This window comes from Pseudomonas sp. TNT2022 ID642, assembly GCF_028656995.1.
Taxonomy (GTDB): Bacteria; Pseudomonadota; Gammaproteobacteria; order Pseudomonadales; family Pseudomonadaceae; genus Aquipseudomonas.
Genome location: NZ_JAMDGW010000006.1, coordinates 47,843 through 73,058, shown reverse-complemented (window position 1 = coordinate 73,058; position 25,216 = coordinate 47,843). Strand labels below are relative to the sequence as shown.

Annotated in this window: 25 protein-coding genes, 4 tRNA genes and 1 pseudogene; 20 read left to right on the top strand and 10 right to left on the bottom strand. The window is 59.3% G+C overall.

The window, feature by feature from the left end; translation table 11 throughout:
- Positions 1-2: 2 nt before the first annotated feature.
- Positions 3-440, top strand: a complete 438-nt coding sequence (gene fkpB, locus M5G26_RS05075) for an FKBP-type peptidyl-prolyl cis-trans isomerase (RefSeq protein ID WP_180988114.1) — start codon at positions 3-5, stop codon at positions 438-440.
- 144 nt (positions 441-584) lie between these two features.
- The gene (gene ispH / locus M5G26_RS05070) at positions 585-1,529 is read left to right on the top strand and encodes a 4-hydroxy-3-methylbut-2-enyl diphosphate reductase (protein WP_034153853.1); all 945 of its coding nucleotides are present in this window, start codon (positions 585-587) and stop codon (positions 1,527-1,529) included.
- On the opposite strand, the gene M5G26_RS05065 is transcribed toward ispH, so the two are convergent.
- On the bottom strand, positions 1,501-2,055 hold the full coding sequence (locus M5G26_RS05065) for a GspH/FimT family pseudopilin (protein WP_134177293.1): 555 nt from the start codon (positions 2,053-2,055) through the stop codon (positions 1,501-1,503). The genes ispH and M5G26_RS05065 overlap by 29 nt on opposite strands.
- Before the next feature lie 130 nt (positions 2,056-2,185).
- Here M5G26_RS05065 and M5G26_RS05060 point away from each other — a divergent pair, with 130 nt between their 5' ends.
- From M5G26_RS05060 to thiO, 7 genes are read left to right on the top strand one after another with little or no spacing between them, the layout of a single operon-like run.
- On the top strand, positions 2,186-2,659 hold the full coding sequence (locus tag M5G26_RS05060; protein WP_273914608.1) for a GspH/FimT family pseudopilin: 474 nt from the start codon (positions 2,186-2,188) through the stop codon (positions 2,657-2,659).
- Complete coding sequence (gene pilV, locus M5G26_RS05055; RefSeq protein ID WP_273914607.1) at positions 2,656-3,105, top strand: type IV pilus modification protein PilV; 450 nt, start codon at positions 2,656-2,658, stop codon at positions 3,103-3,105. Before M5G26_RS05060 ends, pilV begins: the two co-directional genes overlap by 4 nt.
- Positions 3,102-3,815, top strand: a complete 714-nt coding sequence (locus tag M5G26_RS05050; protein ID WP_273914606.1) for a PilW family protein — start codon at positions 3,102-3,104, stop codon at positions 3,813-3,815. Before pilV ends, M5G26_RS05050 begins: the two co-directional genes overlap by 4 nt.
- A gap of 10 nt (positions 3,816-3,825) precedes the next feature.
- The gene (locus M5G26_RS05045; protein ID WP_134177300.1) at positions 3,826-4,305 is read left to right on the top strand and encodes a pilus assembly PilX family protein; all 480 of its coding nucleotides are present in this window, start codon (positions 3,826-3,828) and stop codon (positions 4,303-4,305) included.
- Complete coding sequence (locus tag M5G26_RS05040) at positions 4,292-7,375, top strand: pilus assembly protein (RefSeq protein ID WP_273914605.1); 3,084 nt, start codon at positions 4,292-4,294, stop codon at positions 7,373-7,375. The genes M5G26_RS05045 and M5G26_RS05040 overlap by 14 nt, the downstream gene beginning before the upstream one ends.
- 15 nt (positions 7,376-7,390) lie before the next feature.
- Positions 7,391-7,792 (top strand): type IV pilin protein, encoded by a 402-nt coding sequence (locus M5G26_RS05035; RefSeq protein ID WP_038361678.1) that lies wholly within the window; start codon positions 7,391-7,393, stop codon positions 7,790-7,792.
- Positions 7,793-7,849: 57 nt separating this feature from the next.
- Complete coding sequence (gene thiO / locus M5G26_RS05030; RefSeq protein WP_273914604.1) at positions 7,850-8,950, top strand: glycine oxidase ThiO; 1,101 nt, start codon at positions 7,850-7,852, stop codon at positions 8,948-8,950.
- Positions 8,951-9,039: 89 nt separating this feature from the next.
- Here the strand turns inward: thiO and M5G26_RS05025 are convergent, their stop codons facing one another.
- From M5G26_RS05025 to M5G26_RS05010, 4 genes are all read right to left on the bottom strand, one after another.
- The gene (locus tag M5G26_RS05025) at positions 9,040-10,386 is read right to left on the bottom strand and encodes a sigma-54-dependent transcriptional regulator (RefSeq protein ID WP_273914603.1); all 1,347 of its coding nucleotides are present in this window, start codon (positions 10,384-10,386) and stop codon (positions 9,040-9,042) included.
- Positions 10,383-11,972: an ATP-binding protein gene (locus M5G26_RS05020; RefSeq protein ID WP_273914683.1), complete on the bottom strand. Its 1,590-nt coding sequence runs from the start codon at positions 11,970-11,972 to the stop codon at positions 10,383-10,385. The genes M5G26_RS05025 and M5G26_RS05020 overlap by 4 nt, the downstream gene beginning before the upstream one ends.
- On the bottom strand, positions 11,962-12,204 hold the full coding sequence (locus M5G26_RS05015; protein ID WP_038361669.1) for a PP0621 family protein: 243 nt from the start codon (positions 12,202-12,204) through the stop codon (positions 11,962-11,964). The genes M5G26_RS05020 and M5G26_RS05015 overlap by 11 nt, the downstream gene beginning before the upstream one ends.
- Positions 12,205-12,330: 126 nt before the next feature.
- Positions 12,331-13,347 (bottom strand): outer membrane protein assembly factor BamD, encoded by a 1,017-nt coding sequence (locus tag M5G26_RS05010; protein ID WP_093434846.1) that lies wholly within the window; start codon positions 13,345-13,347, stop codon positions 12,331-12,333.
- 151 nt (positions 13,348-13,498) lie between these two features.
- On the opposite strand from M5G26_RS05010, the gene rluD reads away from it, so the two are divergent.
- From rluD to M5G26_RS29485, 9 genes and pseudogenes are all read left to right on the top strand, one after another.
- On the top strand, positions 13,499-14,461 hold the full coding sequence (rluD, locus tag M5G26_RS05005) for a 23S rRNA pseudouridine(1911/1915/1917) synthase RluD (RefSeq protein WP_042610487.1): 963 nt from the start codon (positions 13,499-13,501) through the stop codon (positions 14,459-14,461).
- Complete coding sequence (gene pgeF / locus M5G26_RS05000) at positions 14,458-15,180, top strand: peptidoglycan editing factor PgeF (protein WP_273914602.1); 723 nt, start codon at positions 14,458-14,460, stop codon at positions 15,178-15,180. Before rluD ends, pgeF begins: the two co-directional genes overlap by 4 nt.
- A 130-nt stretch (positions 15,181-15,310) precedes the next feature.
- The gene (clpB, locus tag M5G26_RS04995) at positions 15,311-17,875 is read left to right on the top strand and encodes an ATP-dependent chaperone ClpB (RefSeq protein WP_034153867.1); all 2,565 of its coding nucleotides are present in this window, start codon (positions 15,311-15,313) and stop codon (positions 17,873-17,875) included.
- Between the two features lie 297 nt (positions 17,876-18,172).
- Positions 18,173-18,248, top strand: a tRNA-Asn gene (locus M5G26_RS04990).
- Positions 18,249-18,257: 9 nt separating this feature from the next.
- Positions 18,258-18,334, top strand: a tRNA-Pro gene (locus M5G26_RS04985).
- A 5-nt stretch (positions 18,335-18,339) separates the two neighbouring features.
- Positions 18,340-18,415: transfer RNA gene (locus tag M5G26_RS04980), tRNA-Lys, on the top strand.
- Between the two features lie 97 nt (positions 18,416-18,512).
- Positions 18,513-18,589 (top strand) — tRNA-Pro (locus M5G26_RS04975).
- Between the two features lie 164 nt (positions 18,590-18,753).
- Positions 18,754-19,524, top strand: a pseudogene (locus M5G26_RS29490) (MCP four helix bundle domain-containing protein); the annotation flags it as partial.
- Complete coding sequence (locus tag M5G26_RS29485) at positions 19,516-20,379, top strand: methyl-accepting chemotaxis protein (RefSeq protein WP_371044025.1); 864 nt, start codon at positions 19,516-19,518, stop codon at positions 20,377-20,379. The pseudogene M5G26_RS29490 and the gene M5G26_RS29485, both read left to right, overlap by 9 nt.
- Positions 20,380-20,438: 59 nt before the next feature.
- On the opposite strand, the gene M5G26_RS04965 is transcribed toward M5G26_RS29485, so the two are convergent.
- The 5 genes from M5G26_RS04965 to M5G26_RS04945 all read right to left on the bottom strand — a co-directional run bounded on the left by M5G26_RS04965 (position 20,439) and on the right by M5G26_RS04945 (position 23,900).
- Positions 20,439-20,846: an HvfA family oxazolone/thioamide-modified RiPP metallophore gene (locus M5G26_RS04965; protein WP_273914600.1), complete on the bottom strand. Its 408-nt coding sequence runs from the start codon at positions 20,844-20,846 to the stop codon at positions 20,439-20,441.
- A gap of 316 nt (positions 20,847-21,162) precedes the next feature.
- On the bottom strand, positions 21,163-22,461 hold the full coding sequence (locus M5G26_RS04960; protein WP_016986237.1) for an NAD(P)/FAD-dependent oxidoreductase: 1,299 nt from the start codon (positions 22,459-22,461) through the stop codon (positions 21,163-21,165).
- Positions 22,462-22,524: 63 nt separating this feature from the next.
- The gene (locus M5G26_RS04955; protein WP_007909875.1) at positions 22,525-22,698 is read right to left on the bottom strand and encodes a DUF3094 domain-containing protein; all 174 of its coding nucleotides are present in this window, start codon (positions 22,696-22,698) and stop codon (positions 22,525-22,527) included.
- A 51-nt stretch (positions 22,699-22,749) separates the two neighbouring features.
- Positions 22,750-23,277, bottom strand: a complete 528-nt coding sequence (locus M5G26_RS04950; protein WP_273914599.1) for an MOSC domain-containing protein — start codon at positions 23,275-23,277, stop codon at positions 22,750-22,752.
- Positions 23,274-23,900 carry a DUF1780 domain-containing protein gene (locus M5G26_RS04945; RefSeq protein WP_007909887.1) on the bottom strand — a complete coding sequence of 209 codons (627 nt, stop codon included), beginning with the start codon at positions 23,898-23,900 and terminating at the stop codon, positions 23,274-23,276. Before M5G26_RS04945 ends, M5G26_RS04950 begins: the two co-directional genes overlap by 4 nt.
- Positions 23,901-24,030: 130 nt before the next feature.
- Here M5G26_RS04945 and M5G26_RS04940 point away from each other — a divergent pair, with 130 nt between their 5' ends.
- Positions 24,031-24,498 carry an FAD/FMN-containing dehydrogenase gene (locus M5G26_RS04940; RefSeq protein ID WP_273914598.1) on the top strand — a complete coding sequence of 156 codons (468 nt, stop codon included), beginning with the start codon at positions 24,031-24,033 and terminating at the stop codon, positions 24,496-24,498.
- On the top strand, positions 24,495-25,184 hold the full coding sequence (locus tag M5G26_RS04935) for an energy-coupling factor ABC transporter permease (protein WP_122599716.1): 690 nt from the start codon (positions 24,495-24,497) through the stop codon (positions 25,182-25,184). The genes M5G26_RS04940 and M5G26_RS04935 overlap by 4 nt, the downstream gene beginning before the upstream one ends.
- Positions 25,185-25,216 lie beyond the last annotated feature (32 nt).

Sequence of the window (25,216 nt, the reverse complement as noted above, 5' to 3'; positions counted from 1 at the left end):
TATTGGCTGAGCAACGCATCGGCCAGAACACGGAAGTCACCTTGCACTTTGCATTGCGCCTGGAGAACGGCGACACCGTCGACAGTACGTTCGACAAAGCCCCGGCGACCTTCAAGGTCGGCGACGGCAATTTGCTGCCGGGTTTCGAAGCGGCGCTGTTCGGCTTCAAGGCAGGCGACAAACGTACGCTGACCGTCGAGCCGGAAAACGCCTTCGGCCAGCCGAACCCGCAGAACGTGCAGATCATTCCGCGTTCGCAGTTTGTCGACATGGAGTTGTCACCGGGTTTGCTGGTGATCTTCAACGATGCGGCCAATACTGAGTTGCCGGGTGTGGTGAAAGAGTTCGATGACGCGCAAGTGACCATCGACTTCAATCACCCGCTGTCGGGCAAGACGCTGACCTTTGACGTGGAAATCATTTCCGTCAAAGCGCTGTAAAAATGTGGGAGCGAGCCTGCTCGCGAAAGCGGTGTGTCAGGCGACATCGATGTTGACTGTCAGTCAGCTTTCGCGAGCAGGCTCGCTCCCACAATGTTTTCCACCGTTTTCGCTATTTCTTGCGCGCAAGACACGAGGCACAGCATGCAAATCAAACTCGCCAACCCCCGTGGCTTCTGCGCCGGCGTGGACCGGGCGATCGAAATCGTCAACCGCGCCCTGGAAGTCTTCGGGCCGCCGATCTATGTGCGCCATGAAGTGGTGCACAACAAGTTCGTCGTTGAGGACCTGCGCAGCCGCGGAGCGATCTTCGTCGAAGAGCTGGATCAGGTGCCGGACGACGTCATCGTGATCTTCAGTGCCCACGGCGTCTCTCAAGCCGTGCGCACCGAAGCCGCCGGCCGTGGCCTGAAAGTATTCGACGCCACTTGCCCGCTGGTGACCAAGGTGCACATCGAAGTGGCGAAATACAGCCGCGACGGTCGTGAGTGCATCCTGATCGGCCATGCCGGTCACCCGGAAGTCGAAGGCACCATGGGTCAGTACGACGGCAGCAATGGCGGCGCGATTTACCTCGTCGAAGACGAGAAAGACGTTGCCGAGTTGCAGGTGCACAATCCGGAAAAACTGGCTTTCGTTACTCAGACGACGCTGTCGATGGACGACACCAGTCGCGTCATCGATGCCTTGCGCACGCGCTTCCCGGCCATCGGTGGTCCGCGCAAGGACGACATCTGCTACGCCACGCAAAACCGCCAGGACGCGGTCAAGCAATTGGCCGACGAGTGCGACGTGGTGCTGGTAGTCGGTAGCCCGAACAGCTCCAACTCCAACCGTCTGCGTGAGCTCGCCGAGCGCATGGCCACACCGGCCTATCTGATCGACGGCGCCGAAGACCTGCAGAAGAGCTGGTTCGATGGCGTTGAACGTATTGGCATCACCGCCGGTGCCTCTGCGCCGGAAGTGCTGGTGCGCGGCGTGATTCAGCAATTGCAGGCCTGGGGCGCAACCGGCGCCGATGAACTGGCCGGGCGCGAAGAGAACATCACGTTCTCGATGCCTAAAGAGCTGCGCGTACGTTCGATCTGACGTTTTCGGTTTTTTGACACAGCGCCTGCTCAGCCTCTTTACTGTTCAGGCGCACGCGTCCGGTCGCCGCCAGCACTATCTGGCGCTGGCTGACCGGCTCGCGAGCCGAACAGACATGTAATGTCCCTGCCTGAAATGCCCGCCCGGGCATCAGCGGTTGCCCCAGACTGCTGAAGCGTACATAACGACTCACCGACCAATTGCCGACGATCGGCACCTGCTTGTCGCTCGCACGCTCTTGCAGTAGCGGATTGCTGCTGTCCTTCGACCCTTTGCCGCTGATATCCAGAATGATCCGCCAGCCCTGACTCCAGTCGCCGTTGATGCCATGAATCACCACGCTCTGATTGCGCGTGATGGCCAGTGTGCGGGCGTTGCGAAGGCCATCAAGCAGCGATTGCGCCGCTTGATCCCGATGGTTCGATTCTCTGAGTGTGGCAAACGCCGGACTGACCAACAGCAGAACAATTGCGCCAATCGCCAGTCCCATAAGCAGTTCTATCAGGCTGAAACCCTGTTGCGGCATGAAAACTCCCTCCATGGAGTGTGAAGAACGGCGCGCTCCATGCGCCGGGCAGGGCAAATCAACCGACGCGGGCCGGTTGAATGTTCTAGCGTGTAGAAGCAGGTATAGCCGACGGCAACGGAGGGCATTGATGGATCTTCGTACAAAAGGTTTCACGCTGATCGAGTTATTGGTTGCGATCGCGATCTTCGTGATCCTGATCACTCTGGCGGTGCCGGCGTTCACTCGTTCGATACAGGGCAGCAAGGCCGATACCGAGATGGGCGACCTGCAGCGAGCGATCAATTTCGCCAGGCTCGAAGCGATCGACCGTGGCACCACCCTGCGCCTGCGCCCAACCGCTGGCGGCAGCGTCTGGACCGGTGAGTTAACGGTCTACGACAGTACTGGCTATCCGGCCAATGTGTTGCGGGTTGTTCCCGCGATGAGCAGCGGCGCCACTCTGACGCTACCCTCAGGAGTGACCGCACTGGATTTCAACAACCTCGGTGGCCTGGCAGCGCCGTCGACGGCGGTGACCATCAGTTACACGTTGGGAACGCAAAGCAGGACGCTGAACGTGTGTTTGAACGGACGAATTCAATTGGGTGGAAGTTGCGGATGAGGGCAGGGAGTCAACACGTACAGCAGGGCATGACGCTGATCGAAGTACTGGTCGCGTTGCTGATTCTGACGGTCGGGCTGCTGGGCGCGGCAGCGGTGCAACTGAATGCGCTGAAGTACACCGACAGCTCGCGGATGACCAGCCAGGCCAGTTTCATCGCCTACGACATGATGGACCGCATCCGCGCCAACTCCGGCGCCGACTACACCGTCACGCCGCCGACTTCGGGCAATCTCAGCGTTGCGCGCGACCAGGATCTCTACGATTTCACCACCAACATCGTCAACTTCGGCGGCCCGACCGCGACAGGCAGCATCACCCTCAATCAGCGGGTTTACACGATTACCATTAACTGGAGCGATGCGCGAGCGGCCAACAGCGCCAGCGCTCAACGCAGTTTTGTCCTGACCAGCCGCGCCGCCGTCGATCCGGTGGCTACACCATGAGGCGTGGTCAGCGTGGTTTTGGTCTGATCGAGATGCTTGTCGCCCTGGCACTGGGGCTGATTGTGGTGCTGGGCGTGGTGCAGATTTTCATCGCGGCGAAAAATACTTATGTCAGCCAGAACAGCGCCGCCGCGATGCAGGAAGACGCGCGGTTCGTATTGAGCAAGATGATTCAGGAAATTCGCATGGTCGGGATGTTCGGTTGTCTGGGCACCATCCTCGATTCGAGCTCCGCGGGCGACTTCAACGCTGCGCAGGTCATGCCGATCAGTTGGGACAATGCCAACCTGAAACTGACGCTGGTCACCGCCGATATCGGCAGCGGCGGGGGCACGCCGACCTGGACGGTGCTCTCCGACTGCCGTAACAGTGCAACGGCCTATACCGGCTTGCGCTCTCCGGCGAGCGGGCAGATCGCGTTCCCGATCCGGCGTCTGATCTACAGCTTCAGCAACAATCAGATTCTCATGGGCACCGGCAGCGGCACACCGACGCAGCAGGTGCTGGTGAACAATGTCAGTGCGTTCACCGTGATGTTCGGTCTGGCCAGTTCCGCGACAGATGTGGCCGCTTCGACTTATAGCGCCAACCCCAGTGATCCGGCGCGTATCCGCAGTGTGCGCCTGAGCCTGACTCTCACCGACCCGAACAACCGGGTGCGCAATCAAACCTTCAACGTGGTTGCCGCTTTGCGCAACCGCTTGCAGTGAGGGCGCGCTGATGAGGATTTCTCTTCATACCCGTCAGGCGCAGCGCGGCATGGTCTTGCTGGTCAGTCTGGTCTTCCTGCTGTTGTTGACCCTGATTGGTTTGTCGTCGATGCAGAGCGCCAACCTGCAGGAAAAAATGGCCGGCAGCGTGAGTTTGCGCAATCAGTCGTTCCAGACCGCTGAAGCGGCTTTGCGTGTGGGGGAAAGCGCTGTGCAACTGGACAGCTATGCGCTGGCCGTTTGCAGCGGCACCACTCAATGCGCGCCGCCAGCGGAGTCATCAGTGGTCAGCGCGGCGGGGTTCAACTCGACCTCCGGGGTGACCTGGATCGCCGCCGGCAATGGTTTCTATGGTGTGCAGAATATCGGCACCACGCTCACGGCGGTGAACGTGCCGAGCAATACCTCGGCGACGTTGTATCGGGTTACAGCGGTCGGCATCGCCGGTACTTCGCGCAGTGTGGTGGAGAGTGTTTATGCGAAGTATTGAGCGCTGCATATCACTATTGATCGGCATGCTGCTGAGCTTTTATCTGGCCGCGCCGGCGTATGCGTTCACGCCTTCCGATTCGCCGCTGTTGAGTGCGGCGGCGGTGCCACCCAACGTCATGCTGCTGATCGACGATTCGGGGAGTATGAACAGCATCATTTATGCGGCTGGGTTCGATCCGACGGTTGATCGCACACCGGCGCGGCAATGTAATGCCTTGCTCGGTTTATGCCTGAGTTCGACGACGATCACCGGCGACACGATCTTTCTGTCGAGCCTGCCGACATCCGGTTGCTCGGGCGGCGCCTATGCGTTCTACAACAACAGTCTGGCGCCGTTGTGCCTGAAACTGCCAGATCCGGTCGGCAGCGGCAATACGCGTTACTCAGGGGATTACATTTCCTACGTAGTCGGCCTGGCCATCAACAACGGCACCCGCGATTTCACCACCGGGGCGATCCCCAACGACTACCGCATCAACGTTGCGCGCAACGTCTCCACCGCACTGGTCAGCAGCAACCGCACCTTGCGTATTGGTCTGTCGACGTTCAATCCGGCCACCAGCAACAACTCCGGCAATGGCGGTTTCATTGCCCGTGCGATCAGCGATTTGTCGCCGGTGTCCGGCAGCGTGACTCAAGCTCAGGCCGACACGAATTACAACGCACTGATTTCTTCCATCAACGGCTTGAGCGCAGTGGCCAACACGCCGTTGGCTGAAACCTATTACGAAATCACCCGCTACATGCGCGGCATGGCGCCTTACTACAACAGCACGCCGAGCACCTACACCAGTCCGATTCAGTACCGCTGCCAGAAAAACTATGGAGTGGTGATCACCGACGGCTTGCCGACTTTCGACCGAACTTTCCCCACCAATGACCCGTTGGGCGGCAGTCGTTTGCCGAACTGGGATGGCGTCAACAATGACGGCAACAACCTCAATGGCGATAACGAAGGGGATACGCTGTATCTGGATGACATCGCCAAGTTTGCCTTTGACATCGATATGCGTTCGACCGGTACTGACGCGGCGGGCAAGAGCTGGAACGCGGTGGATTTTCCCAAGCAGAACATGAATACCTACACCGTGGGCTTCACCGCCGATAACGACATGTTGTCGGACGCGGCCAGTTACGGACAGGGCAGGTATTACCAGGCGACTGACAGCACCGGCCTCAACGCCGCGTTGTCGTCGGCGTTGAGTGATATCACCTCCAAGGCCGGTTCCGGCGGGGCGGGCACCGTCAGTGGGACAACGACCAGCAGTGGCAGTAGTTTTTATCAGACTACTTACGATCCCAGGGACTGGCGCGGCACGATCAAATCATTCGGCTTTACCTCGACCGGAACCGTTAATACATCGACAGCACTCTGGAGCACTGACACGACAATCGTGCCAGGTGCGACTGCACCGACCTATCAATCCTGGAACACCGCAAGCAATGCCGCCGTGACGCTGGCCTACGGAAATTTTTCCGCCGCACAGCAGGCCACGCTGAGTCAGGGCCTGCCCACCGGCATTACCGGTATCGACCTGGTGGAGTGGAGCAAGGGCACCAATAAAACCGGGCTCAAGTCACGTAGCGTGTTATTGGGCGACATCATCAATTCGCCATTGGTGCTGGCTTCACCTACCGATAAAACCGCCTCAGACCTGTCGGGCGATACCTCTTACACCTCCTACCTGACCACTAAAGCGGCGAACATGAATGCAAGCCTGGTGGTAAATGCCAACGACGGTTTCGTCAACGTGATCAACTCGGCCAACGGCACCCGGCGTTACGGTTATATGCCGTCGAGTGTATTGCCGTCGCTGCGGCTGATTGCCGATCCAACCTACATCAACGGTGTCAGCCACAAGTTTCTGGTCGATGGCCAGGTCGGGGTTTATGACGCGCAATTCAACAGCGCTTGGAAAACCTTGGCCATCGGCGGTACCGGCGCCGGCGGTAAGACGTTCTATGCGCTGCAACTGTTCGACGCTTCGGCTGGCAACGTAATGCGTGCGCTGTGGGAAGTGAGTGGACCAACGACCGCGAACACCGCTAATGTTTTCAATGATCTAGGTTATGCCTACGCCCGGCCGGAAGTGGCACGCTTGGCCGATGGTCGCTGGGCGGCGTTCATTTCCAACGGTTACGGCAGCAACTCCGGTGTGGCGGCGTTGTACGTGCTGGATGTACGCGATGGTTCGTTGATCAAGAAAATCGTAATCGACAGTTCGGAAACCACTAACGGTCTGTCGTCGGTGAAGCTCAAGGTCAATTCGCAAAATGTGGTGCAGGCTGCCTATGGCGGTGACTTGAGAGGGCGATTGTGGAAGTTCGACCTGAGTGCTAGTGCGCCTGACAGCTGGGGCGTGGCGTTTTCCGGCAAACCGCTGTTCACCACGGCAGGCGGCGCGAGTCAGCCGATCACCGCGCAACCATTGCTTGCGGACAATTCATTGGGCGGCAAACAGATTTTCGTCGGTACCGGTAAATTCAACGAAACTGCAGACAAGACCAACAAGGATTTGCAGGCGTTTTACTCGGTGTGGGATGCCGATGGGGGTTCGGGACAGCTCACCGTCAGCAGTTTGCAGCCGCAGGCGATAACCGGTTCATTTTCCGGCAGCTCCGGGCAATTGCTGACCACAACTCAAAATGACACGACTTATCCGGGGGAGAAGGGCTGGTATCTGCCGCTGGTGTATAACAACGTGCTGACTGGCGAGCGGGTCATTAATCAGGCGAGTATGGTGCTGGGTCGTATCGTCTTCACCACGGCGAGTGTCGATACCACTGACCCTTGTGCGAGTTTTGGTACAGGCAAACTGGTCGAACTCGATGCGTTCAGCGGTAAGATGCTCAACTACGCCGTGATTGACTCCAATACCGATGGAGTAGTCAACAGCTCCGACACTATTTCCAGCGGTGTGATTTTTACCGGGGGCATTCCGACCCTGAACGCCATTATCAATGCCGGCACAGGCAAGCTCACGACGGACAGCAGCGGCACCATCACGGTGGTTGTAGAAAAGGGCGGCGGTGGCAGCCGTCGTATCATGTGGCGACAAATACAGTAAGTGAGAGTTTGAGGCATGCGCAGATTCAACCGAGGCTTCACCCTGATCGAAATCATGATCGTGATTGCGATCATCGGGATCGTCATCACCATCGCCGCACCGAGCTATACCGAGTACCTGAAAAAGGGCCGCCGCGCCGAAGTGGTGTCGCTGCTCTCGGAGCAGGCTCAGAGCCTCGAACGCTTCTACACCAAGAACAATGTCTACACCGGTATCACCGGACTCAGCACGGGCAATGATTTCTACACCCTCACCCCGACCATCGCTGACCAGACCTTCCTGCTGACCGCTACCCGTAAAACGGGTACCTCCATGGCCACCGACAAGTGCGGGGATTTCACCCTGACCAACACCGGTGTCAGAAGCATGAACAACGCGACGACCGGGCTGACCACCAAGGATTGCTGGGGCCGCTGAGGCGCTTTCTTTCGGGTGCCTTTTGCGCCCACTGTCTTTTTTACGGTTGGATCAAACATGACCAGGCAACAGCAAGTGGTGATTGTCGGTGGCGGGGTGATTGGCCTGCTGACTGCCTACAACCTCGCCTCCGAAGTGTGCAGTGTGGTGCTGCTCGATCGCTCGAACCTCGGCCAGGAATCGTCCTGGGCCGGCGGCGGTATCGTTTCGCCGTTGTATCCGTGGCGTTACAGCCCGGCGGTCACGGCGCTGGCGCACTGGTCGCAGGATTTTTATCCACAGCTCGGCGAGCGCTTGTTCGCTGACACTGGAGTGGATCCTGAAGTGCACACCACCGGCCTGTACTGGCTGGATCTGGACGATGAAGCCGAAGCACTGGCCTGGGCCAAGCGGGAAAACCGTCCGCTGCGTGCTGTGGATATCTCGGCGGCGCATGATGCGGTGCCGGTGCTCGGTGGTGGTTTCTCGCGGGCGATCTACATGGCCGATGTCGCCAACGTGCGTAATCCGCGTCTGGTCAAGTCGCTGAAAGCGGCCTTGCAAGCGCTGTCGAACGTGACCATCCACGAACAGTGCGAAGTCAGCGGGTTTGTCCGCGAGTCTGAGCGGGTTGTTGGCGTGCAGACATCCACGGGCGTGATCAAGGGCGATCAGGTGGTGCTGACGGCCGGTGCGTGGAGCGGTGATTTGCTCAAGACGCTGGACTTGTCGCTGCCGGTCGAACCGGTCAAAGGCCAGATGATTCTCTACAAGTGTGCGGCGGATTTTCTGCCGAGCATGGTGTTGGCCAAAGGGCGTTATGCGATTCCGCGTCGCGACGGGCATATCCTGATCGGCAGCACGCTGGAGCACGAAGGTTACGACAAGACCCCAACCGAGGTTGCACTGGAAAGTCTCAAGGCTTCGGCGGTTGAATTGCTGCCAGCGTTGGCCGATGCCGAAGTGGTCGGGCACTGGGCGGGGTTGCGTCCGGGCTCGCCGGAGGGCATTCCGTACATTGGCCGGGTGCCGGGGTTTGACGGGTTGTGGTTGAACTGCGGGCATTACCGCAATGGACTGGTGCTGGCGCCGGCGTCGTGTCAGTTGTTTGCCGATGTGATGCTTGGGCGCGCGCCCATTATTGATCCGGCGCCGTATGCGCCTGAGGGTCGCATTTAAAGCAAGATCAAAAGATCGCAGCCTTCGGCAGCTCCTACATTGGAATGCGTTTCCTGTAGGAGCTGCCGAAGGCTGCGATCTTTTAGGATTTAATCCAGACCGAGTTTTTTCAGTCTGTAGCGCATCGACCGAAACGACAGACTCAACCGCTGCGCCGCCGCAGTACGATTCCAGCGCGTCTCCTCCAGCGCCTGCAAGATGAGTTTGCGTTCGACGTTCTCCAGATAATCCTCAAGATTATCGATCTGGGTCAGATCGGCAATCCCACCATCCGCCGCGCAGTTGCCTTCACTCAAACGTAAGTCTTCAGCCTCGATCGTGCGGTTTTCACACAAGGTGTGCGCCCGTTCGAGAACGTTCTCCAGCTCCCGTACATTCCCCGGAAACCGGTAACTCTTCAGCGCTTCCAACGCCTGCGGATGCAAGCGTGCTGCCGGCTGGCCGGTGTCCTTGGCGAGGCGCTTGAGCATATTGGCCGCCAGCACTTCAATGTCATCACGGCGCTCACGCAGGGGCGGCACGCGCAATTCAATCACGTTCAGGCGGTAGTAAAGGTCCTGACGAAAGCGTTCGGCCGCGACCTCTGCATCGAGATCCTTGTGGGTGGCGCAAAGAATCCGCACATCGACCACGCTTTCCTGCTGGCCGCCGACACTGCGCACGGCTTTTTCCTGAATCGCGCGCAGTAACTTCACCTGCATCGACAGCGGCAAGTCCGCCACTTCATCGAGAAACAACGTGCCGCCATGGGCGGCCTGAAACAGCCCCGGCTTGTCTTCGACCGCGCCAGTGAAACTGCCTTTGCGATGGCCGAAAAACTCGCTTTCCATCAGCTCGGAAGGGATCGCCCCACAGTTCACCGGCACGAAAGGCTGGCAGGCGCGCGGCCCTTGTTCATGGATCAGCCGCGCGACCAGTTCCTTGCCACTGCCCGACTCGCCACTGATGTACACCGGCGCCTGACTGCGAGCGAGTTTGTCGATTTGCTTGCGCAAGCTGCGCATCGGCGGCGAATCACCGAGCAGGCGTCGATCAATCGTGGTGAAACTGCCTCCCGCCGCCGACATCCGCAGGGCTGTGCCGACCAGTTCGCGCAGGCGCGTGAGGTCGACCGGTTTGGTCAGGAAGTCGAATGCACCTGCTTTCAGGGCATTGATGGCCGTTTCCAGGCTGCCATAGGCGGTGATCATCGCCACCGGCAGTTGTGGATAACGTTGCTGGATGTGCTGCACCAGTTCCAGCCCCGTACCGTCGGGCAGGCGCATGTCGGTCAGGCACAGGTCGAAACTCTCGCGGTTCAGCAGCGCCTGGGCTTCAGCCAGATTGCGTGCGCTGTAGGTGTCGAGCTTCATCCGACCCAGGGTGATTTCCAGGAGTTCGCGGATATCCGGTTCGTCGTCGACGATGAGGATTTTTTGCCGTGGGCTCGTGTTCAACTTTGTTTCCGTCCGTGAGCAAAGGTGATGCGAAAGCAGCCGCCGCCTTGGCGTGATTGAAAGTCTAGGCGCGCTTGGTTGCTTTCGCACAGCTCACGGGACAGATAAAGCCCAAGGCCGGTGCCCTGGCTGCTGGTGGTGAAGAACGGTTCGAACAGATGCGTCTGTTCACCGGCTGGCACGCCGGGGCCGTTGTCCTGCACTTCGAGGACCGCCAACTGGCTGTCGGGGTCGATGAACAGGGCCAGCCAGACTTGCGCCTGATCGTGCAGCAGGGCGCTGTGGCGCCAACCGTTGCGTAACAGATTGTCGAGAATTTGCGTGAGCTGGCCGGGGTCCATCAGCGTGGTGAAATCCCCCGAATGGGTCCGCAGGTGGATCTGCTGGCGCTCGCTGGCCTGTTCGCGGCTCTCGGTGACGAAGTTTTCCAGCCATGGCTTGAGATCCAGCCGTTGCGGGGCGCTCTGTTGGCGGCGGGACAGTTGCAGGACGTTTTCGATGACTCGGTTCATGCGCTGGGAGTGGTCTTGAATGATCTGCGTCAGACGCCGATCCGCGCTATCGAGTTCCTCGGACTCAGCCAATAGCTGTGCGGCGTGACTGATGGCACCCAGCGGATTGCGGATCTCATGGGAGATGCCGGCGGTCAAGCGGCCGAGTGCGGCAAGTTTCAGTTGCTGCGCTTGCTGGGCGATTTGCGCGAGGTCTTCGAGAAACACCAGGGTTTGCTGGTTGGGGCTCTGTTCGAGGGCGATGAAGCTGGGTTGCAGCTCCAGGCCGTTGCCGGGGATTTTCAGGCTCTGCGGGCGCAAGGTCGGGTTGTTCATCCACAGTTGCAGGCGATCGACCAGCGCCGTCGAATAGTCATCGATCAGATGCCCCTGAAGATGCGATTGCGCGAGCAGGGTTTGTGCGCTGTGGTTGGCCAGTTGCACCCGCCGCTCCTCATCGAGCACCAGAATGCCGGTGCGCATGCGTTGCAGGATAAGTGCGTTGAGGGCTTCGAGGCCGACGACTTCGCTGGCGCGTTTTTCCGCGAGTGTCTCGCTGACTTCGAGGCGACTGATCAGCCCTTGCACCAGCAGCGACGCGGCAAAGCACAGGGCGCCGAGGGTGCCGGCTTGCAGGTACTCATTGGCGCTCAGCGGATGGTTGAAACTCAGCAGGAAACTCGAACCGACGATGCCCAGCGCGCCGATAGCGGCAATCAACAGACCTATGCGTCGACGCAGCAAGGTGTTGCTGATCGCTACCGAGACAATCAGCAAATTGCCCAGCGCACTGCCAACGCCGCCCGCTGCAAAGAACAAACCGGATAAAAGCAGGGCATCGACGAGGGCCAGGCTGAACAGTTGCGCCGGCCTTCGCGTGTTCTCAAGGAACACCACCAACAGAATGTTGAGGATCAGATACAGCCAACTGCCGCCGCGCAGCAATTCGTCATTGGCCGAGGTCAGCAGGCGGTTGTCCATGTTGCTGGAGATCAGCAACACCAGTGTGATGCCGACGCTTAGGCGGTAAAGATGATAAAGGCGCAGCAGGCGCTGCGCCTGTTTGCTGTTGGCGCTGGCGGCCTCAGCGATCACTGGCACCCGGGCCTTGCTCAAGGTGAGCCTGGCTGCAATACCACTGTTGTTGAACGCTCAGCGCACGGTCGCGGGGCAGATGCACGCCGCAATGGGCGCAGCGCACCATCGGTGGCGCGTCCTGTTCGCGCGGGGCGCGATTGGATTGATTGGACGCGGCAGGCGCCTTGAATTTACGCCACAACCATATCGCGGCGAAAATCACGACGATCCAGAACAATAAACGAAGCATGATGAGCGGCTTTCCGACTGATGATCCGGCAGTTTAGCCAAGGACCCGACATGCGCACAGCCTATTAAAGCGCGGAAATGAAAAAGGGAGATCCGCAGATCTCCCTTTTCTGTACATCCGGTGTGATCAGTCGAACACGCCGAAAGTCATGTAGCTGAACCACGAGCGGTCGGTGTTGCTCGACTCAGGCTCCGGCTCTTCGATCACGTCGCCGTTTTCGTCTTTAGGCTTGAGCTCGTTCGGGATCGCGTCTTTCGCGTCCTGGAACTGCTTCTGCACATCCTGGTTGGCGCGGGTTTCGCCCGGCGGCAGCGGTGGACGCGATTCGATCAGGCCCAAAGTCGCCTTGCTCAGGAAAGAACGGTTGTCGGCTTCGGCAACCCGTGGCACGAACTGGCCATCCTGCAGGCTCGGGTGATTCGGGTAGTTGAGCTTCAGGGTTTCCAGACTGGTGGCCGCCAGATCGTCCAGATGCAGACGCTGATAGGCTTCAGTCATCACCGCCAGGCCGTCGCCGACCGATGGGGTTTCCTGGAAGTTTTCCACTACATAGCGGCCACGGTTGGCAGCGGCGACATAAGCCTGACGGGTCAGGTAGTAGTCGGCCACGTGGATTTCGTAGGCTGCCAGCAGGTTGCGCAGGTAGATCATGCGCTGCTTGGCGTCCGGCGCGTAGCGGCTGTTCGGGTAACGGCTGGTCAGCTGGGCGAACTCGTTGTACGAGTCGCGCGCGGCGCCCGGGTCACGCTTGGTCATGTCCAGCGGCAGGAAGCGCGCCAGCAGGCCCACGTCCTGGTCGAAAGAGGTCAGACCTTTGAGGTAGTACGCGTAATCCACGTTCGGGTGCTGCGGATGCAAACGAATGAAACGCTCGGCGGCAGACTTCGCAGCCTCAGGCTCGGCGTTTTTATAGTTGGCGTAGATCAGCTCCAGCTGTGCCTGATCGGCGTAGCGACCGAACGGATAACGCGACTCCAGAGCCTTCAGCTTGGCTGTGGCGCTGGTGTAGCTGTTGTTGTCCAGGTCAGTCTGAGCCTGCTGATACAGCTCGGCTTCGCTGAGGTTTTCGTCTACGACTTCCTTCGATGAGCAAGCAGCGGTCAATGCGAGGATGGCGATCAGCAGCAGGTGTTTCACTTGCATGGCGGCTTGCGTCCCTATGACGGCCGCTGTCTTGGGCGGGGCCGTCCTGTTATGATGAGCGCCCCGTTGAAAAGCCTCGGGGCAAAAGACGCCGTATTTAACCACAAGCGCGCAGCCGAAACCAAAAGCTGTGCCGACGCACAGTCAGAGCATGTCCGATAAAATTGAACTTCGCGCAGAGGTGCCGTCCGAATTGGGCGGCCAACGCCTCGATCAAGTCGCTGCCCAACTCTTCGCTGAGCACTCTCGCTCGCGCCTTTCCGCCTGGATCAAAGAAGGTCGCCTGACTGTGGACGGGGCGGTCATCCGCCCGCGCGACATCGTGCACGGCGGTGCCATCCTTGAGCTGACTGCCGAGCAGGAAGCCCAGGGCGAGTGGATCGCCCAGGACATCGAACTCGACATCGTCTATGAAGACGACGACATCCTGGTGATCAACAAGCCTGCGGGCCTGGTGGTGCACCCGGCTGCCGGTCACGCCGATGGCACGCTGCTTAACGCCTTGCTGCACCACGTGCCGGACATCATCAATGTCCCGCGCGCCGGTATCGTGCATCGTCTGGACAAGGACACCACCGGTTTGATGGTGGTGGCCAAGACCATTCAGGCGCAGACCAAACTGGTCGCACAGCTGCAAAGCCGTAGCGTCAGCCGCATCTATGAGTGCATCGTGATTGGCGTGGTGACGGCCGGTGGCAAGATCAACGCCCCGATCGGTCGTCACGGCCAGCAGCGCCAGCGTATGGCGGTGATGGAAGGCGGCAAGCCTGCCGTCAGTCACTACCGCGTGCTGGAGCGCTTCCGTTCCCACACCCATGTACGGGTGAAACTGGAAACCGGTCGTACGCACCAGATTCGCGTACACATGGCGCACATCAACTTCCCGTTGGTCGGCGACCCGGCGTACGGCGGTCGTTTCCGCATTCCGCCAGCGGCCAACCCGACGATGGTGGAATCGCTCAAGCATTTCCCGCGTCAGGCCCTGCACGCGCGCTTCCTTGAGCTGGATCACCCGACGAGCGGTGAGCGCATGAGCTGGGAATCGCCGCTGCCGGAAGATTTCGTCTGGCTGCTGACCCTGCTCAAGCAGGATCGCGAGGCCTTCGTCGGATGAACTGGCTGACGCCGGACTGGCCTGCGCCGGCCAGCGTCAAAGCCTGCGTCACCACCCGCGAGGGTGGTGTCAGCGCGGCGCCGTTCGACAGCCTCAATCTGGGCGATCATGTCGATGATCGTCCTGAGGCGGTTGCCGAGAACCGTCGGCGCCTCACTGATCACTTCTCTATAATGCCTGCCTGGTTGCAGCAAGTGCACGGAATTGTCGTGGCGCATGCTGATCCGGGCATTGTCGCGACCGCCGATGCCAGCTGGACGGCAACGCCGGGCATTGCCTGCGCGGCGATGACGGCAGACTGTTTGCCGGCATTGTTCTGTGATCGTGCCGGCACGCGTGTCGCGGCGGCTCATGCCGGTTGGCGTGGTCTGGCGGCGGGCGTGCTTGAGGCAACTCTCGACAGCCTCGATGTTCCGGCTGCAGAGGTGCTGGTCTGGCTCGGTCCGGCCATTGGCCCCAAAGCCTTTGAAGTCGGCCCGGAAGTGCGGGAAGTCTTCATCAATCAACTGCCTGAAGCAGCAGAAGCGTTCGTACCGAGCGACAATGCCGGCAAGTTCATGGCTGACATCTATCTGCTGGCGCGCCTGCGTCTGGCTGAGCGGGGTGTCACTGCTGTTTATGGTGGCGGTTTCTGCACCGTGACCGATCCGCGCTTCTTCTCCTATCGCCGTGCCCCACGCACCGGTCGCTTTGTCTCCCTTATCTGGCTCACCCGCTAGACTTGCCTGACCTGAATCAACCCTCTGACGCTTGAATCTCCCAGAATCGACCGCATCTACAGTGGTATCTGGCAGGTTTCTTTATTCAGGATGGTTTTTAGGTCCGGCCTGCTCAAAAGGAAGGTGACTTATGCGAATAGACCGTTTAACCAGCAAATTACAGTTGGCCTTGTCCGACGCCCAGTCGTTGGCTGTCGGCCACGATCATCCGGCGATTGAGCCGGCGCACTTGATGCAAGCCATGCTTGAACAGCAGGGTGGTTCGATCAAACCTCTGCTGATGCAGGTGGGCTTCGACGTCAACAGCTTGCGCAAAGAGCTGACCAAAGAGCTCGACCAATTACCGAAAATCCAGAACCCGACCGGCGACGTCAACATGTCGCAGGATCTGGCGCGCCTGCTCAATCAGGCCGATCGTCTGGCCCAGCAGAAGGGTGACCAGTTCATTTCCAGCGAACTGGTGCTGCTCGCGGCGATGGACGAGAACAGCAAGCTCGGCAAGTTGCTGCTCGGTCAGGGTGTGAGCAAGAAAGCCCTGGAAAACGCGATCAACAACCTGCGTGGCGGCGAAGCGGTAAATGACGCCAATCACGAGGAATCGCGGCAGGCGTTGGATAAATACACCGTCGACCTGACCAAGCGCGCCGAAGACGGCAAGCTCGATCCGGTGATCGGCCGTGACGACGAAATTCGCCGCACCATCCAGGTTCTGCAACGCCGCACCAAGAACAACCCGGTGCTGATCGGTGAGCCTGGCGTGGGTAAAACTGCGATCGCCGAAGGTCTGGCCCAACGCATCATCAACGGCGAAGTACCGGACGGCCTCAAGGGCAAGCGTTTGCTCTCGCTGGACATGGGCGCGCTGATTGCCGGTGCCAAGTATCGCGGTGAGTTCGAAGAGCGCCTGAAATCGCTGCTCAACGAGCTGTCGAAGCAGGAAGGACAGATCATTCTGTTTATCGACGAACTGCACACCATGGTTGGCGCCGGGAAAGGCGAAGGCTCGATGGACGCCGGCAACATGCTCAAGCCTGCGCTGGCTCGTGGTGAGTTGCACTGCGTTGGCGCGACCACGCTCAACGAGTACCGCCAATATATAGAGAAGGACGCGGCCCTCGAGCGACGCTTCCAGAAAGTCCTGGTGGATGAGCCGAGCGAAGAAGACACCATCGCCATCCTGCGTGGCCTCAAAGAACGTTACGAGGTTCACCACAAGGTGGCGATCACCGACGGCGCGATCATCGCCGCGGCCAAGCTCAGCCATCGCTACATCACTGACCGGCAGTTGCCGGACAAGGCCATTGACCTGATCGACGAGGCGGCCAGCCGCATCCGCATGGAAATCGACTCCAAGCCGGAAGTGCTCGATCGTCTGGAGCGTCGCCTGATTCAGTTGAAGGTCGAGTCCCAGGCACTGAAGAAAGAAAGCGACGAAGCGGCGATGAAACGTCTGGAAAAACTCCAGGAAGAAATCGTCCGCCTCGAACGCGAGTATTCCGATCTGGAAGAAATCTGGAACTCGGAAAAAGCCGAGGTGCAGGGTTCTGCGCAGATTCAGCAGAAGATCGAACAGTCGCGTCAGGAACTGGAAGCCGCGCGCCGTAAAGGCGACCTCAACCGCATGGCCGAGTTGCAGTACGGGGTGATCCCGGATCTGGAGCGCAGCCTGCAAATGGTCGACCAGCATGGCAAGAGCGAAAACCAGTTATTGCGCAGCAAGGTGACTGAAGAAGAGATCGCCGAAGTCGTATCGAAGTGGACCGGCATCCCAGTGTCGAAAATGCTCGAAGGCGAGCGCGACAAACTGATGAAGATGGAAAGCCTGTTGCACAAACGGGTGATCGGTCAGGAAGAGGCCGTGGTCGCTGTGGCCAACGCGGTACGGCGTTCGCGCGCCGGGTTGTCCGATCCGAATCGTCCGAGCGGCTCGTTCATGTTCCTCGGCCCGACCGGTGTCGGTAAAACCGAGCTGTGCAAGGCGCTGGCTGAATTCCTCTTTGATACGGAAGAGGCGATGGTGCGGATCGACATGTCCGAGTTCATGGAGAAACATTCCGTGGCTCGCCTGATCGGTGCGCCACCGGGATACGTCGGTTACGAAGAGGGCGGTTACCTGACTGAGGCGGTACGTCGTAAGCCTTATTCGGTGATCCTGCTGGACGAGGTCGAGAAGGCGCACCCGGATGTGTTCAACATCTTGCTGCAAGTGCTCGAGGATGGTCGCCTGACCGATAGCCATGGCCGCACGGTGGACTTCCGCAATACCGTGATCGTCATGACTTCGAACCTCGGCTCTGTGCAGATTCAGGAGCTGGTCGGTGATCGCGAGGCTCAGCGTGCTGCCGTCATGGATGCGCTGACGTCGCACTTCCGTCCGGAGTTCATCAACCGGGTCGACGAAGTGGTGATCTTCGAGCCTTTGGCACGGGATCAGATCGCGGGCATTACCGAGATCCAGTTGGGCCGTCTGCGTACTCGTCTGGCCGAGCGCGAGCTGAAGCTGGAACTCAGCCCGGAAGCGATGGACAAGCTGATCGCTGTTGGTTACGACCCGGTGTATGGCGCACGTCCTTTGAAACGGGCGATTCAGCGCTGGATCGAAAACCCGTTGGCACAGTTGATTCTCTCGGGTCACTTCATGCCAGGCGACACGGCGACCGGCAAGGTCGAGAACGACGAAATCGTTTTCAACTGAGTCCAAGCACCAATGAAAATTGGCAGGCCCTACATCGTAGGGCCTTTTTTTTCGTTAGGCTGTTGAACTCAAAGGAAAAGGCTTGTAAAGTGCGCCCCGCAGTCAGTCGCCAAGACGGTCTCAGCTCACTGAGTTGAAATCTGAAATAAGTTGCAAATCATTAACTTGAAAGCAATTTAGGGGGTTGACAGAGGTGTTCTAGGTTGTAGAATAGCGCGCCTCAGACACACGAACGCAGCGATGCGAACGAGTGACTAGATGCAACAAGTTTCACCGTTGTAAATTGAAATATGTAGTTCCGTGATAGCTCAGTCGGTAGAGCAAATGACTGTTAATCATTGGGTCCCAGGTTCGAGTCCTGGTCACGGAGCCAATTTCAAACCGGGGTATAGCGCAGTCCGGTAGCGCGCCTGCTTTGGGAGCAGGATGTCAGGAGTTCGAATCCCCTTACCCCGACCATTTTTGGGTCGTTAGCTCAGTTGGTAGAGCAGTTGGCTTTTAACCAATTGGTCGTAGGTTCGAATCCCACACGACCCACCATTTTTGAAACCAGTTTGCGCTGGGATCGAATCTTAAGATCAGAGGCCAAAAGCGCTGATCGAAGAAGGCGATCTTTGAAAGGTCGCCTTTTTTTTACCGGGGTATAGCGCAGTCCGGTAGCGCGCCTGCTTTGGGAGCAGGATGTCAGGAGTTCGAATCCCCTTACCCCGACCATATTAAAAATCCTCGTATCGAAAGATACGGGGATTTTTTTTGTCCGACAAAAACTCATTTCCCCTTCAAGTCATCATACAACCTGCCGATAGCCCGCTAACAAGAGGGGACTGCCATGGCTTCGCCCCTTGAATCTGGCCAATACAAGAATAAGGGCGTTCGTCATGTTGCTTCGTCAGTTGAATATTGCTCCCCGGGCGGCCCTGGGGTTCGCCTTGATCGCGGTGTTGGTGGCATTGCTCGGCGTGTTTGCGCTGGGGCAGATGTCGAGCATTCGCGACAGTGAAGTCGCGGTCGAAAATCAGTGGCTGCCGAGCATTCGTGGCGGCGACGAGATCCGCGAGATCATGCTGCGCATCCGCACCATCTCACTGCGCATGGCGCTGGACCAGGATGCGAACAATATCGCCACCTACCGCAGCCAGATGGACACACGCGACAAGGAGCTGAGCGAGAAAATCGCCACCTACGACAAACTGGTCAATACCCCGGAAGGCCAGCAGCTATACGACCAATTCAAAAAGACCTTCGTCGCGTATCGCAGTGGTATTGCTCAATCGTTCGCCCTCGCCGAGCAAGGCAAGCGTGATGAGTTGACCAAATTGTTGCTGATCGACATGAAGACAGTGGTCGACGGCTCCGGCAAGCAACTCAATGATCTGGCGGACCTGTTCGCCAAACAAGTCGCCGCCGAAAGCCAGAAGTCCGCTGCGCACTACGAAAACTCGCGCACGATTGTCAGCTTGTTCATTGCCTTGGCCGCGCTGGCCACGGTGGCACTGGCGATGATGCTCACGCGCAGTATCGTTCGTCCGCTGAGCAGTGCCGTGAGCGCCGCAGAAAGTGTCGCGCAGGGTGATCTGACCCGGCCAATCGAAACCCATGGCAACGATGAAGTCAGCCGCTTGCTCAAAGCCTTGGCGACCATGCAGCAAAACCTGCGTGAGACGCTGCAAGGCATCAGCGGTTCGGCCACGCAACTGGCGACCGCTGCCGATGAACTCAATGCGGTAACTCTCGACAGCACCCAGGGACTGCAACAACAGAACAACGAAATCGAGCAAGCCGCGACGGCCGTCAACCAGATGACGGCAGCGGTGGAAGAGGTCGCACGCAATGCGGTGTCGACGTCTGACGCGACCCGTCAATCCAGCGAGTCGGCGCATCTGGGGCAGGTGCGCGTCAGTGAAACGGCCACAGCCATCAATGCCCTGGCCAGCGATGTGCAACAGACCGGTGAGTTGGTGCAATCACTGGCCAATCAATCGCAGGACATCGGCAAAGTGCTGGACGTGATTCGGGCGATTGCCGAGCAGACCAACCTGCTGGCGCTCAACGCGGCGATTGAAGCGGCGCGGGCCGGTGAGAGCGGGCGAGGGTTTGCCGTGGTCGCCGATGAGGTGCGCGCGCTGGCCTATCGCACGCAGCAATCGACGCAGGAGATCGAGCAGATGGTCCAGGGCATGCGCAGCGGTTCGAGCCTGGCGCTGGATTCGATGCAGGCCAGCACGGCGCGGGCGACCACCACGCTGGCGCTGGCTGAGCGCGCCGGTGAGGCGCTGCAAACCATTACCGCGTCGGTGCATGAGATCCATGAGCGCAATCTGGTGATCGCCAGCGCGGCGGAAGAACAGGCGCAAGTCGCCCGCGAAGTCGATCGCAACCTGGTGAACATTCGTGATTTGTCGGTACGTTCCGCCGCCGGTGCCGACCAGACCAGTGCTTCCAGCCATGAGTTGTCGCAACTGGCCAATGCCTTGCAGGGCATGGTGCGGCGTTTCCAGCTGTAAACAATCACACATGAAAAAGCCGCGCGTCTCACAGGAGAAGCGCGGCTTTCTTCTGGCGGTCAGACGCCGTCTTGATCTTTCAGGTGCTCGAACAGACCTTTCGGCATCTTCTTGCCGTTGGCTTCAAAGTTGGCCTTTACGTTGTTGTAGGCCTCTTGCTCGTCGATGAAGCCGTCATGGTTGGTGTCGATCTTGTCGAAGTCGGACTTCGGCGCGACTTTGAGGAATTCGGCGCGGGAAACCTTGCCGTCACCATCGCTGTCAGTCTTGGCCATCGAAGCATCGCCACATTTGCCTTCACCGCATTTGCCTTCCGGCGCTTTCACCGAGGTTTCCGCCGAGGCGACCATGTAGCCCTGTGCCAGTGGCTGCGCGGCAAACACCGAACCGGACAACATCAGGCCGCCAGCCAGGGCTGCGCCGATCAGGCCAATGGATTTTTTACCGAGGGTCGAAGTACGGGACATTTAAATTCTCCTGGGCTGCACAACGCAACCACACGTTAAAGACGCAAGCCTGAGCAGGTGTTGCTCGGGTGTGGCCATTAGGCGGTGGCGGTGTATCGCGACTGTGTCGCGCAGCGGGGGAGTTTGTAAGCGAAGGAGGGAAAAGCGGGGCGGGGATACAGTAAGAAACAGATCTTTCGATCAACACAAAACATTGTGGGAGCGAGCCTGCTCCGGGCGGCGATCCGACGAATGCATCAGATCAGTCGCATCAATAACGACTGACAGAACGCTTTCGTCGGATCGCCGCCCGGAGCAGGCTCGCTCCCACAGGTTTTTAGTGCAGCTTCAGGCGCGGCTCGGTGCCACGGCCGATCTTGCTGCCCAGCATCAGCATCGCCGTGCGGAACGGCCCGTACAGCGCCATCTGGTGCATGCGGTACAGCGACACGTAAAACATCCGCGCCAGCCAGCCTTCGAGCATCACGCTGCCGGTCAGGTTGCCCATCAAGTTACCCACCGCCGAAAAACGCGACAGCGAGATCAGCGAGCCGTAGTCGGTGTACTTGTACTCCGGCAGGGTCTTGCCTTCGATGCGCAGTTTCAGCGACTTGGCCAGCAGCGACGCCTGTTGGTGCGCGGCTTGCGCACGTGGCGGCACGTTGCGATCGGTGCCCGGTTGCGGGCACGCAGCGCAATCGCCGAAGGCGAAGATGTTCTCGTCGCGGGTGGTTTGCAGCGTCGGCAACACTTGCAGCTGATTGATGCGGTTGGTTTCCAGGCCATCAATGTCCTTGAGGAAACCTGGTGCGCGAATACCGGCAGCCCAGACTTTCAGGCTGGCCTTGATCTCATTGCCATCGGCCGTGATCAGGCTGTCGGCGGTCACTTCGCTGACCGAAGCGTTGGTCATGACATTGACCCCGAGTTTCTCCAGGGTCTTGTGCACCGGCCCGCTGATGCGCTCCGGCAGTGCTGGCAACACCCGTGGCCCGGCTTCGATCAGGGTGATGTGCATGTTTTCCGGTTTGATCCGGTCCAGACCATACGCCGCCAGTTCATGGGCGGCATTGTGCAGTTCTGCCGCCAGCTCGACGCCCGTGGCGCCAGCGCCGACGATCGCGACGCTGATCTGCTCGACCACATCGGTTTGCCCGGCGTGTGCACGCAGGTAGTGATTCAACAGTTGCTGGTGAAAGCGCTCGGCCTGTTTGCGCGTGTCGAGGAACAGGCAGTGCTGCGCCGCGCCCTGAGTGCCGAAATCATTGGTGGTACTGCCGACGCTGATCACCAGCGAGTCGTACTGCACTTCCCGTGCTGGCACCAGCTCGACGCCGTTTTCGTCGTAGGTCGCTGCCAGCTGGATTTTCTTCTGTGCGCGATCAAGCCCGCTCATGCGCCCCAGCTGGAACTCGAAGTGGTTCCATTTCGCCTGGGCAACATAGTTGAGTTCGTCTTCGGAAGAGTTCAGCGATCCGGCGGCCACTTCGTGCAGCAGGGGCTTCCAGATATGCGTCAGATTGGCGTCGACCAGCATCACACTGGCCGTGCCGCGCTTGCCCAGAGTCTTACCCAGACGGGTAGCCAACTCCAGACCGCCGGCGCCGCCGCCGACAATAACAATACGATGGGACATAGGGATAACTCGCAAGGTTTTTAAAGGAAATCGGTGCGGTTACCCAAGCGAGCGCGAGGCAGCTCATAGCGTCAGGTAACTGATAAATCGGCTCAACAGGCCCAGACCAATGGTCACTGCCAGCACCAGCACCAGGAGCATCCACGGCCGGAAAGGCCGGCGCTCGACTCGGTGTTGGGACAGTTGCAGGTACTCTTCGACATGTTTCTGGTCTTCGGGGTTCAGGCGGCTGGTCATATTTGCCTCGTCAGGTAGACGTTGCTGAATGGACAGAAGCTACAGCAGTTTTTATCCGGGGTTGAAAGCAGCATAGCCGCTGTCCGGAACCGGCTCGACGCTCACCCGGTCTTCGAGGCGAATGATCCCGCTTTGTAACACTCGCGCGGTAATTCCGCCATGTCCGCGCACCGCTTGAAAGGTGCCGGGGCCGAGGTTGTTCTGCAGCCGTGCGCAGGGCTGACACCAGCCCGTGGTTTCGAATATTGCCTGACCGATGCGAAAGCGCCGACCCTTGAGACTAAACAAATTGATACCGCTGATAACGAGATTGCGCCGCAGATCTTCAGGCCTGACCGGTTGATTATCAGGGCGCCCCATCAATGCGCTGATCACCGCCAAATGTTCCCACTGGATCAGGGTCACCTGCCGCGCGTTACGCACACCGGGGCGGGCGTGGTCGCCGGTCAGCCCTGCTTCCAGCCGCGCTTCCACCGCATCAAGTTCGATCATCGGCCCACGGGATTCGGGGCGCACGCCGATCCAGCGCACACATCCGGTCTGTGGCACATCGGCAATCAATTGCTGCAGCGGCGTCACAGGCTGATCCCGACATCGAAAACGATGCTGCGACCGAGGTTGCTGCGCAGGAAGTCCGGTGCGTCCGGGTGGGCGAACAGCACACGGGCGAAGGTCGGGCCGACAAGAGATAACGAACGCCAGCCTTGGCGCAGATATTCGGTCGGCGGGGGAAAATGGCTGTTCAGATCCAGCACCTCACGTTTAAGACTGGCGAAGGCGATGATATCCAGTTCGCCCAGATCCATGCCGCGTTCCTTGTAGTTGTGCGCTTTCTTGCGCAAGGTCGGCGCCAGTCGCAGCAGGAATTCATTGGCCGGAATCCGCTTGGGCTTGGCTTCACGGCGCACCAGTTGGCTGAGGGAAAAGGCGCTGCGGCGGCGCTGCAGTTCATCGCGCCATTCGTCGTTGAGCCGACGGCCCTCATCGAGAACAAAGAACACCTCGAAATTGGCATCGCGAAACAGCACATCCGGCGGTTCGCCGGCCGGCGCGAATTCGTCGGCGCGGTAGGGAATGTTCAAGCCTTGCAGCAGGCGTTGGCAGACCCAACGCTCACGCTCCCATTTGCGGGCATTGGACAGAAAGGCGTTGGCCTGCTCGGCCGCGATGGTCAGCAGGCGTAAATAATCTGAGTCATCCATAAGCCCAAGCTTAGCGTTCAAATGCGACAAGCTGAAAGCGTTACGCGGCAAAGTGCATCAGTGGGCAGTCGAGAAGGGCGGTGTAGACTCATGGCAATCGACTATTTACGCCAAACCGTGAGGACTCATCGTGAAATTTCGCTGGCTGCTGCTGTTTGCTGTTTTTCCGCTGTTTGCCCATGCACTCGAAACCGGCGAGCGTCTTGCATCCTGGACGTTGCTTGATCAGTACGAGCAGCCCTTCACCCTCGACGACAGCACTACAACGTTGCTGGTGGCGCGGGATATGGACGGCGCCAAGCTGATCAAAGAAGCGTTGAAGGATCAGCCCAAGGGCTATCTGGAGGCGCGCCACGCGGTATTCGTTGCCGATATCCAGCGCATGCCGGCGCTGATTGCCAGGATGTTTGCCGTACCGGCCATGCGCGACTACCACTACCGGGTCATGCTTGATCGAGAAGGCCGGGTCGCGTCGCGCTATCCCGGCGCAGAAGGCCAGGTGTTGTGGTTGCAATTGAAGGACGGTCGATTGCTCTCGCAACGTGAGTACGCCAACGCGAGCGAACTGCGCGAGGCGCTGGAGAAGGCGCGCCCATGATCGGCGTCGAGGTGCTGGCGACTGAAAGTCTGCTGCTGGGCTGGCTGATTTATCTGCCGGTGCTGCTTTGGGCGATCGTGCGGGCGCCGTGGGTCGAGTTGTTCAGCGACAGCCGGCGTCAGCATCTGCTGTTCGGCACCGTGTTTGCGTTGTTTCTGTTGTGGTTGATGCGCAGGGATTTCGACACGGGCGTGTCGTATCACTTCCTCGGCATGACGGCGGTAACGCTGTTGCTGGACTGGCCGCTGGCGATTGTCGGCGGGCTGGTGGCGCAAATCGGCCTGGTGCTGCTCGGGCGTCAGGATCTCGCGGCGATGGGGGTCAATGGCGCGATGTTCATTTTGCTGCCGGTGCTGGTCACCGAGTGCGTGGCAATCCTTGTCGAGCGTGCCCAACCGCGCAACCCGTTCGTGTACATCTTCTGTTCCGGTTTTTTTGCCGCCGCGTTGTCGGCCTTGTTGTGCCTGATCCTCAGCCTGACGCTGCTGTGGTACGACGGCCTTTTTGCCATGCCAGAGTGGCTGGAAGACTTCATCGGTTACGTGTGGCTGATCATTTTCCCCGAAGCGTTCATCAACGGCATGATCATCAGTGCGCTGGTGGTATTCAGCCCGGAGTGGCTGGAGACCTTCAACCGCACGCGCTACCTTTCGGCGCCGTGGAAGGACGACGATCCGAAGTCTTGATCCACATCAAACCCGCCAGACGCGGGAAATTT

Coding starts and splice junctions, on each gene's coding strand:
- ispH (WP_034153853.1), top strand. CDS start 585: ATGCAAATCAAACTCGCCAACCCCCGTGGCTTCTGCGCCGGCGTGGAC.
- M5G26_RS05065 (WP_134177293.1), bottom strand. CDS start 2,055: ATGCCGCAACAGGGTTTCAGCCTGATAGAACTGCTTATGGGACTGGCG.
- M5G26_RS05060 (WP_273914608.1), top strand. CDS start 2,186: ATGGATCTTCGTACAAAAGGTTTCACGCTGATCGAGTTATTGGTTGCG.
- pilV (WP_273914607.1), top strand. CDS start 2,656: ATGAGGGCAGGGAGTCAACACGTACAGCAGGGCATGACGCTGATCGAA.
- M5G26_RS05050 (WP_273914606.1), top strand. CDS start 3,102: ATGAGGCGTGGTCAGCGTGGTTTTGGTCTGATCGAGATGCTTGTCGCC.
- M5G26_RS05045 (WP_134177300.1), top strand. CDS start 3,826: ATGAGGATTTCTCTTCATACCCGTCAGGCGCAGCGCGGCATGGTCTTG.
- M5G26_RS05040 (WP_273914605.1), top strand. CDS start 4,292: ATGCGAAGTATTGAGCGCTGCATATCACTATTGATCGGCATGCTGCTG.
- M5G26_RS05035 (WP_038361678.1), top strand. CDS start 7,391: ATGCGCAGATTCAACCGAGGCTTCACCCTGATCGAAATCATGATCGTG.
- thiO (WP_273914604.1), top strand. CDS start 7,850: ATGACCAGGCAACAGCAAGTGGTGATTGTCGGTGGCGGGGTGATTGGC.
- M5G26_RS05015 (WP_038361669.1), bottom strand. CDS start 12,204: ATGCTTCGTTTATTGTTCTGGATCGTCGTGATTTTCGCCGCGATATGG.
- M5G26_RS05010 (WP_093434846.1), bottom strand. CDS start 13,347: ATGCAAGTGAAACACCTGCTGCTGATCGCCATCCTCGCATTGACCGCT.
- rluD (WP_042610487.1), top strand. CDS start 13,499: ATGTCCGATAAAATTGAACTTCGCGCAGAGGTGCCGTCCGAATTGGGC.
- pgeF (WP_273914602.1), top strand. CDS start 14,458: ATGAACTGGCTGACGCCGGACTGGCCTGCGCCGGCCAGCGTCAAAGCC.
- clpB (WP_034153867.1), top strand. CDS start 15,311: ATGCGAATAGACCGTTTAACCAGCAAATTACAGTTGGCCTTGTCCGAC.
- M5G26_RS29485 (WP_371044025.1), top strand. CDS start 19,516: ATGCAGCAAAACCTGCGTGAGACGCTGCAAGGCATCAGCGGTTCGGCC.
- M5G26_RS04965 (WP_273914600.1), bottom strand. CDS start 20,846: ATGTCCCGTACTTCGACCCTCGGTAAAAAATCCATTGGCCTGATCGGC.
- M5G26_RS04960 (WP_016986237.1), bottom strand. CDS start 22,461: ATGTCCCATCGTATTGTTATTGTCGGCGGCGGCGCCGGCGGTCTGGAG.
- M5G26_RS04955 (WP_007909875.1), bottom strand. CDS start 22,698: ATGACCAGCCGCCTGAACCCCGAAGACCAGAAACATGTCGAAGAGTAC.
- M5G26_RS04945 (WP_007909887.1), bottom strand. CDS start 23,900: ATGGATGACTCAGATTATTTACGCCTGCTGACCATCGCGGCCGAGCAG.
- M5G26_RS04935 (WP_122599716.1), top strand. CDS start 24,495: ATGATCGGCGTCGAGGTGCTGGCGACTGAAAGTCTGCTGCTGGGCTGG.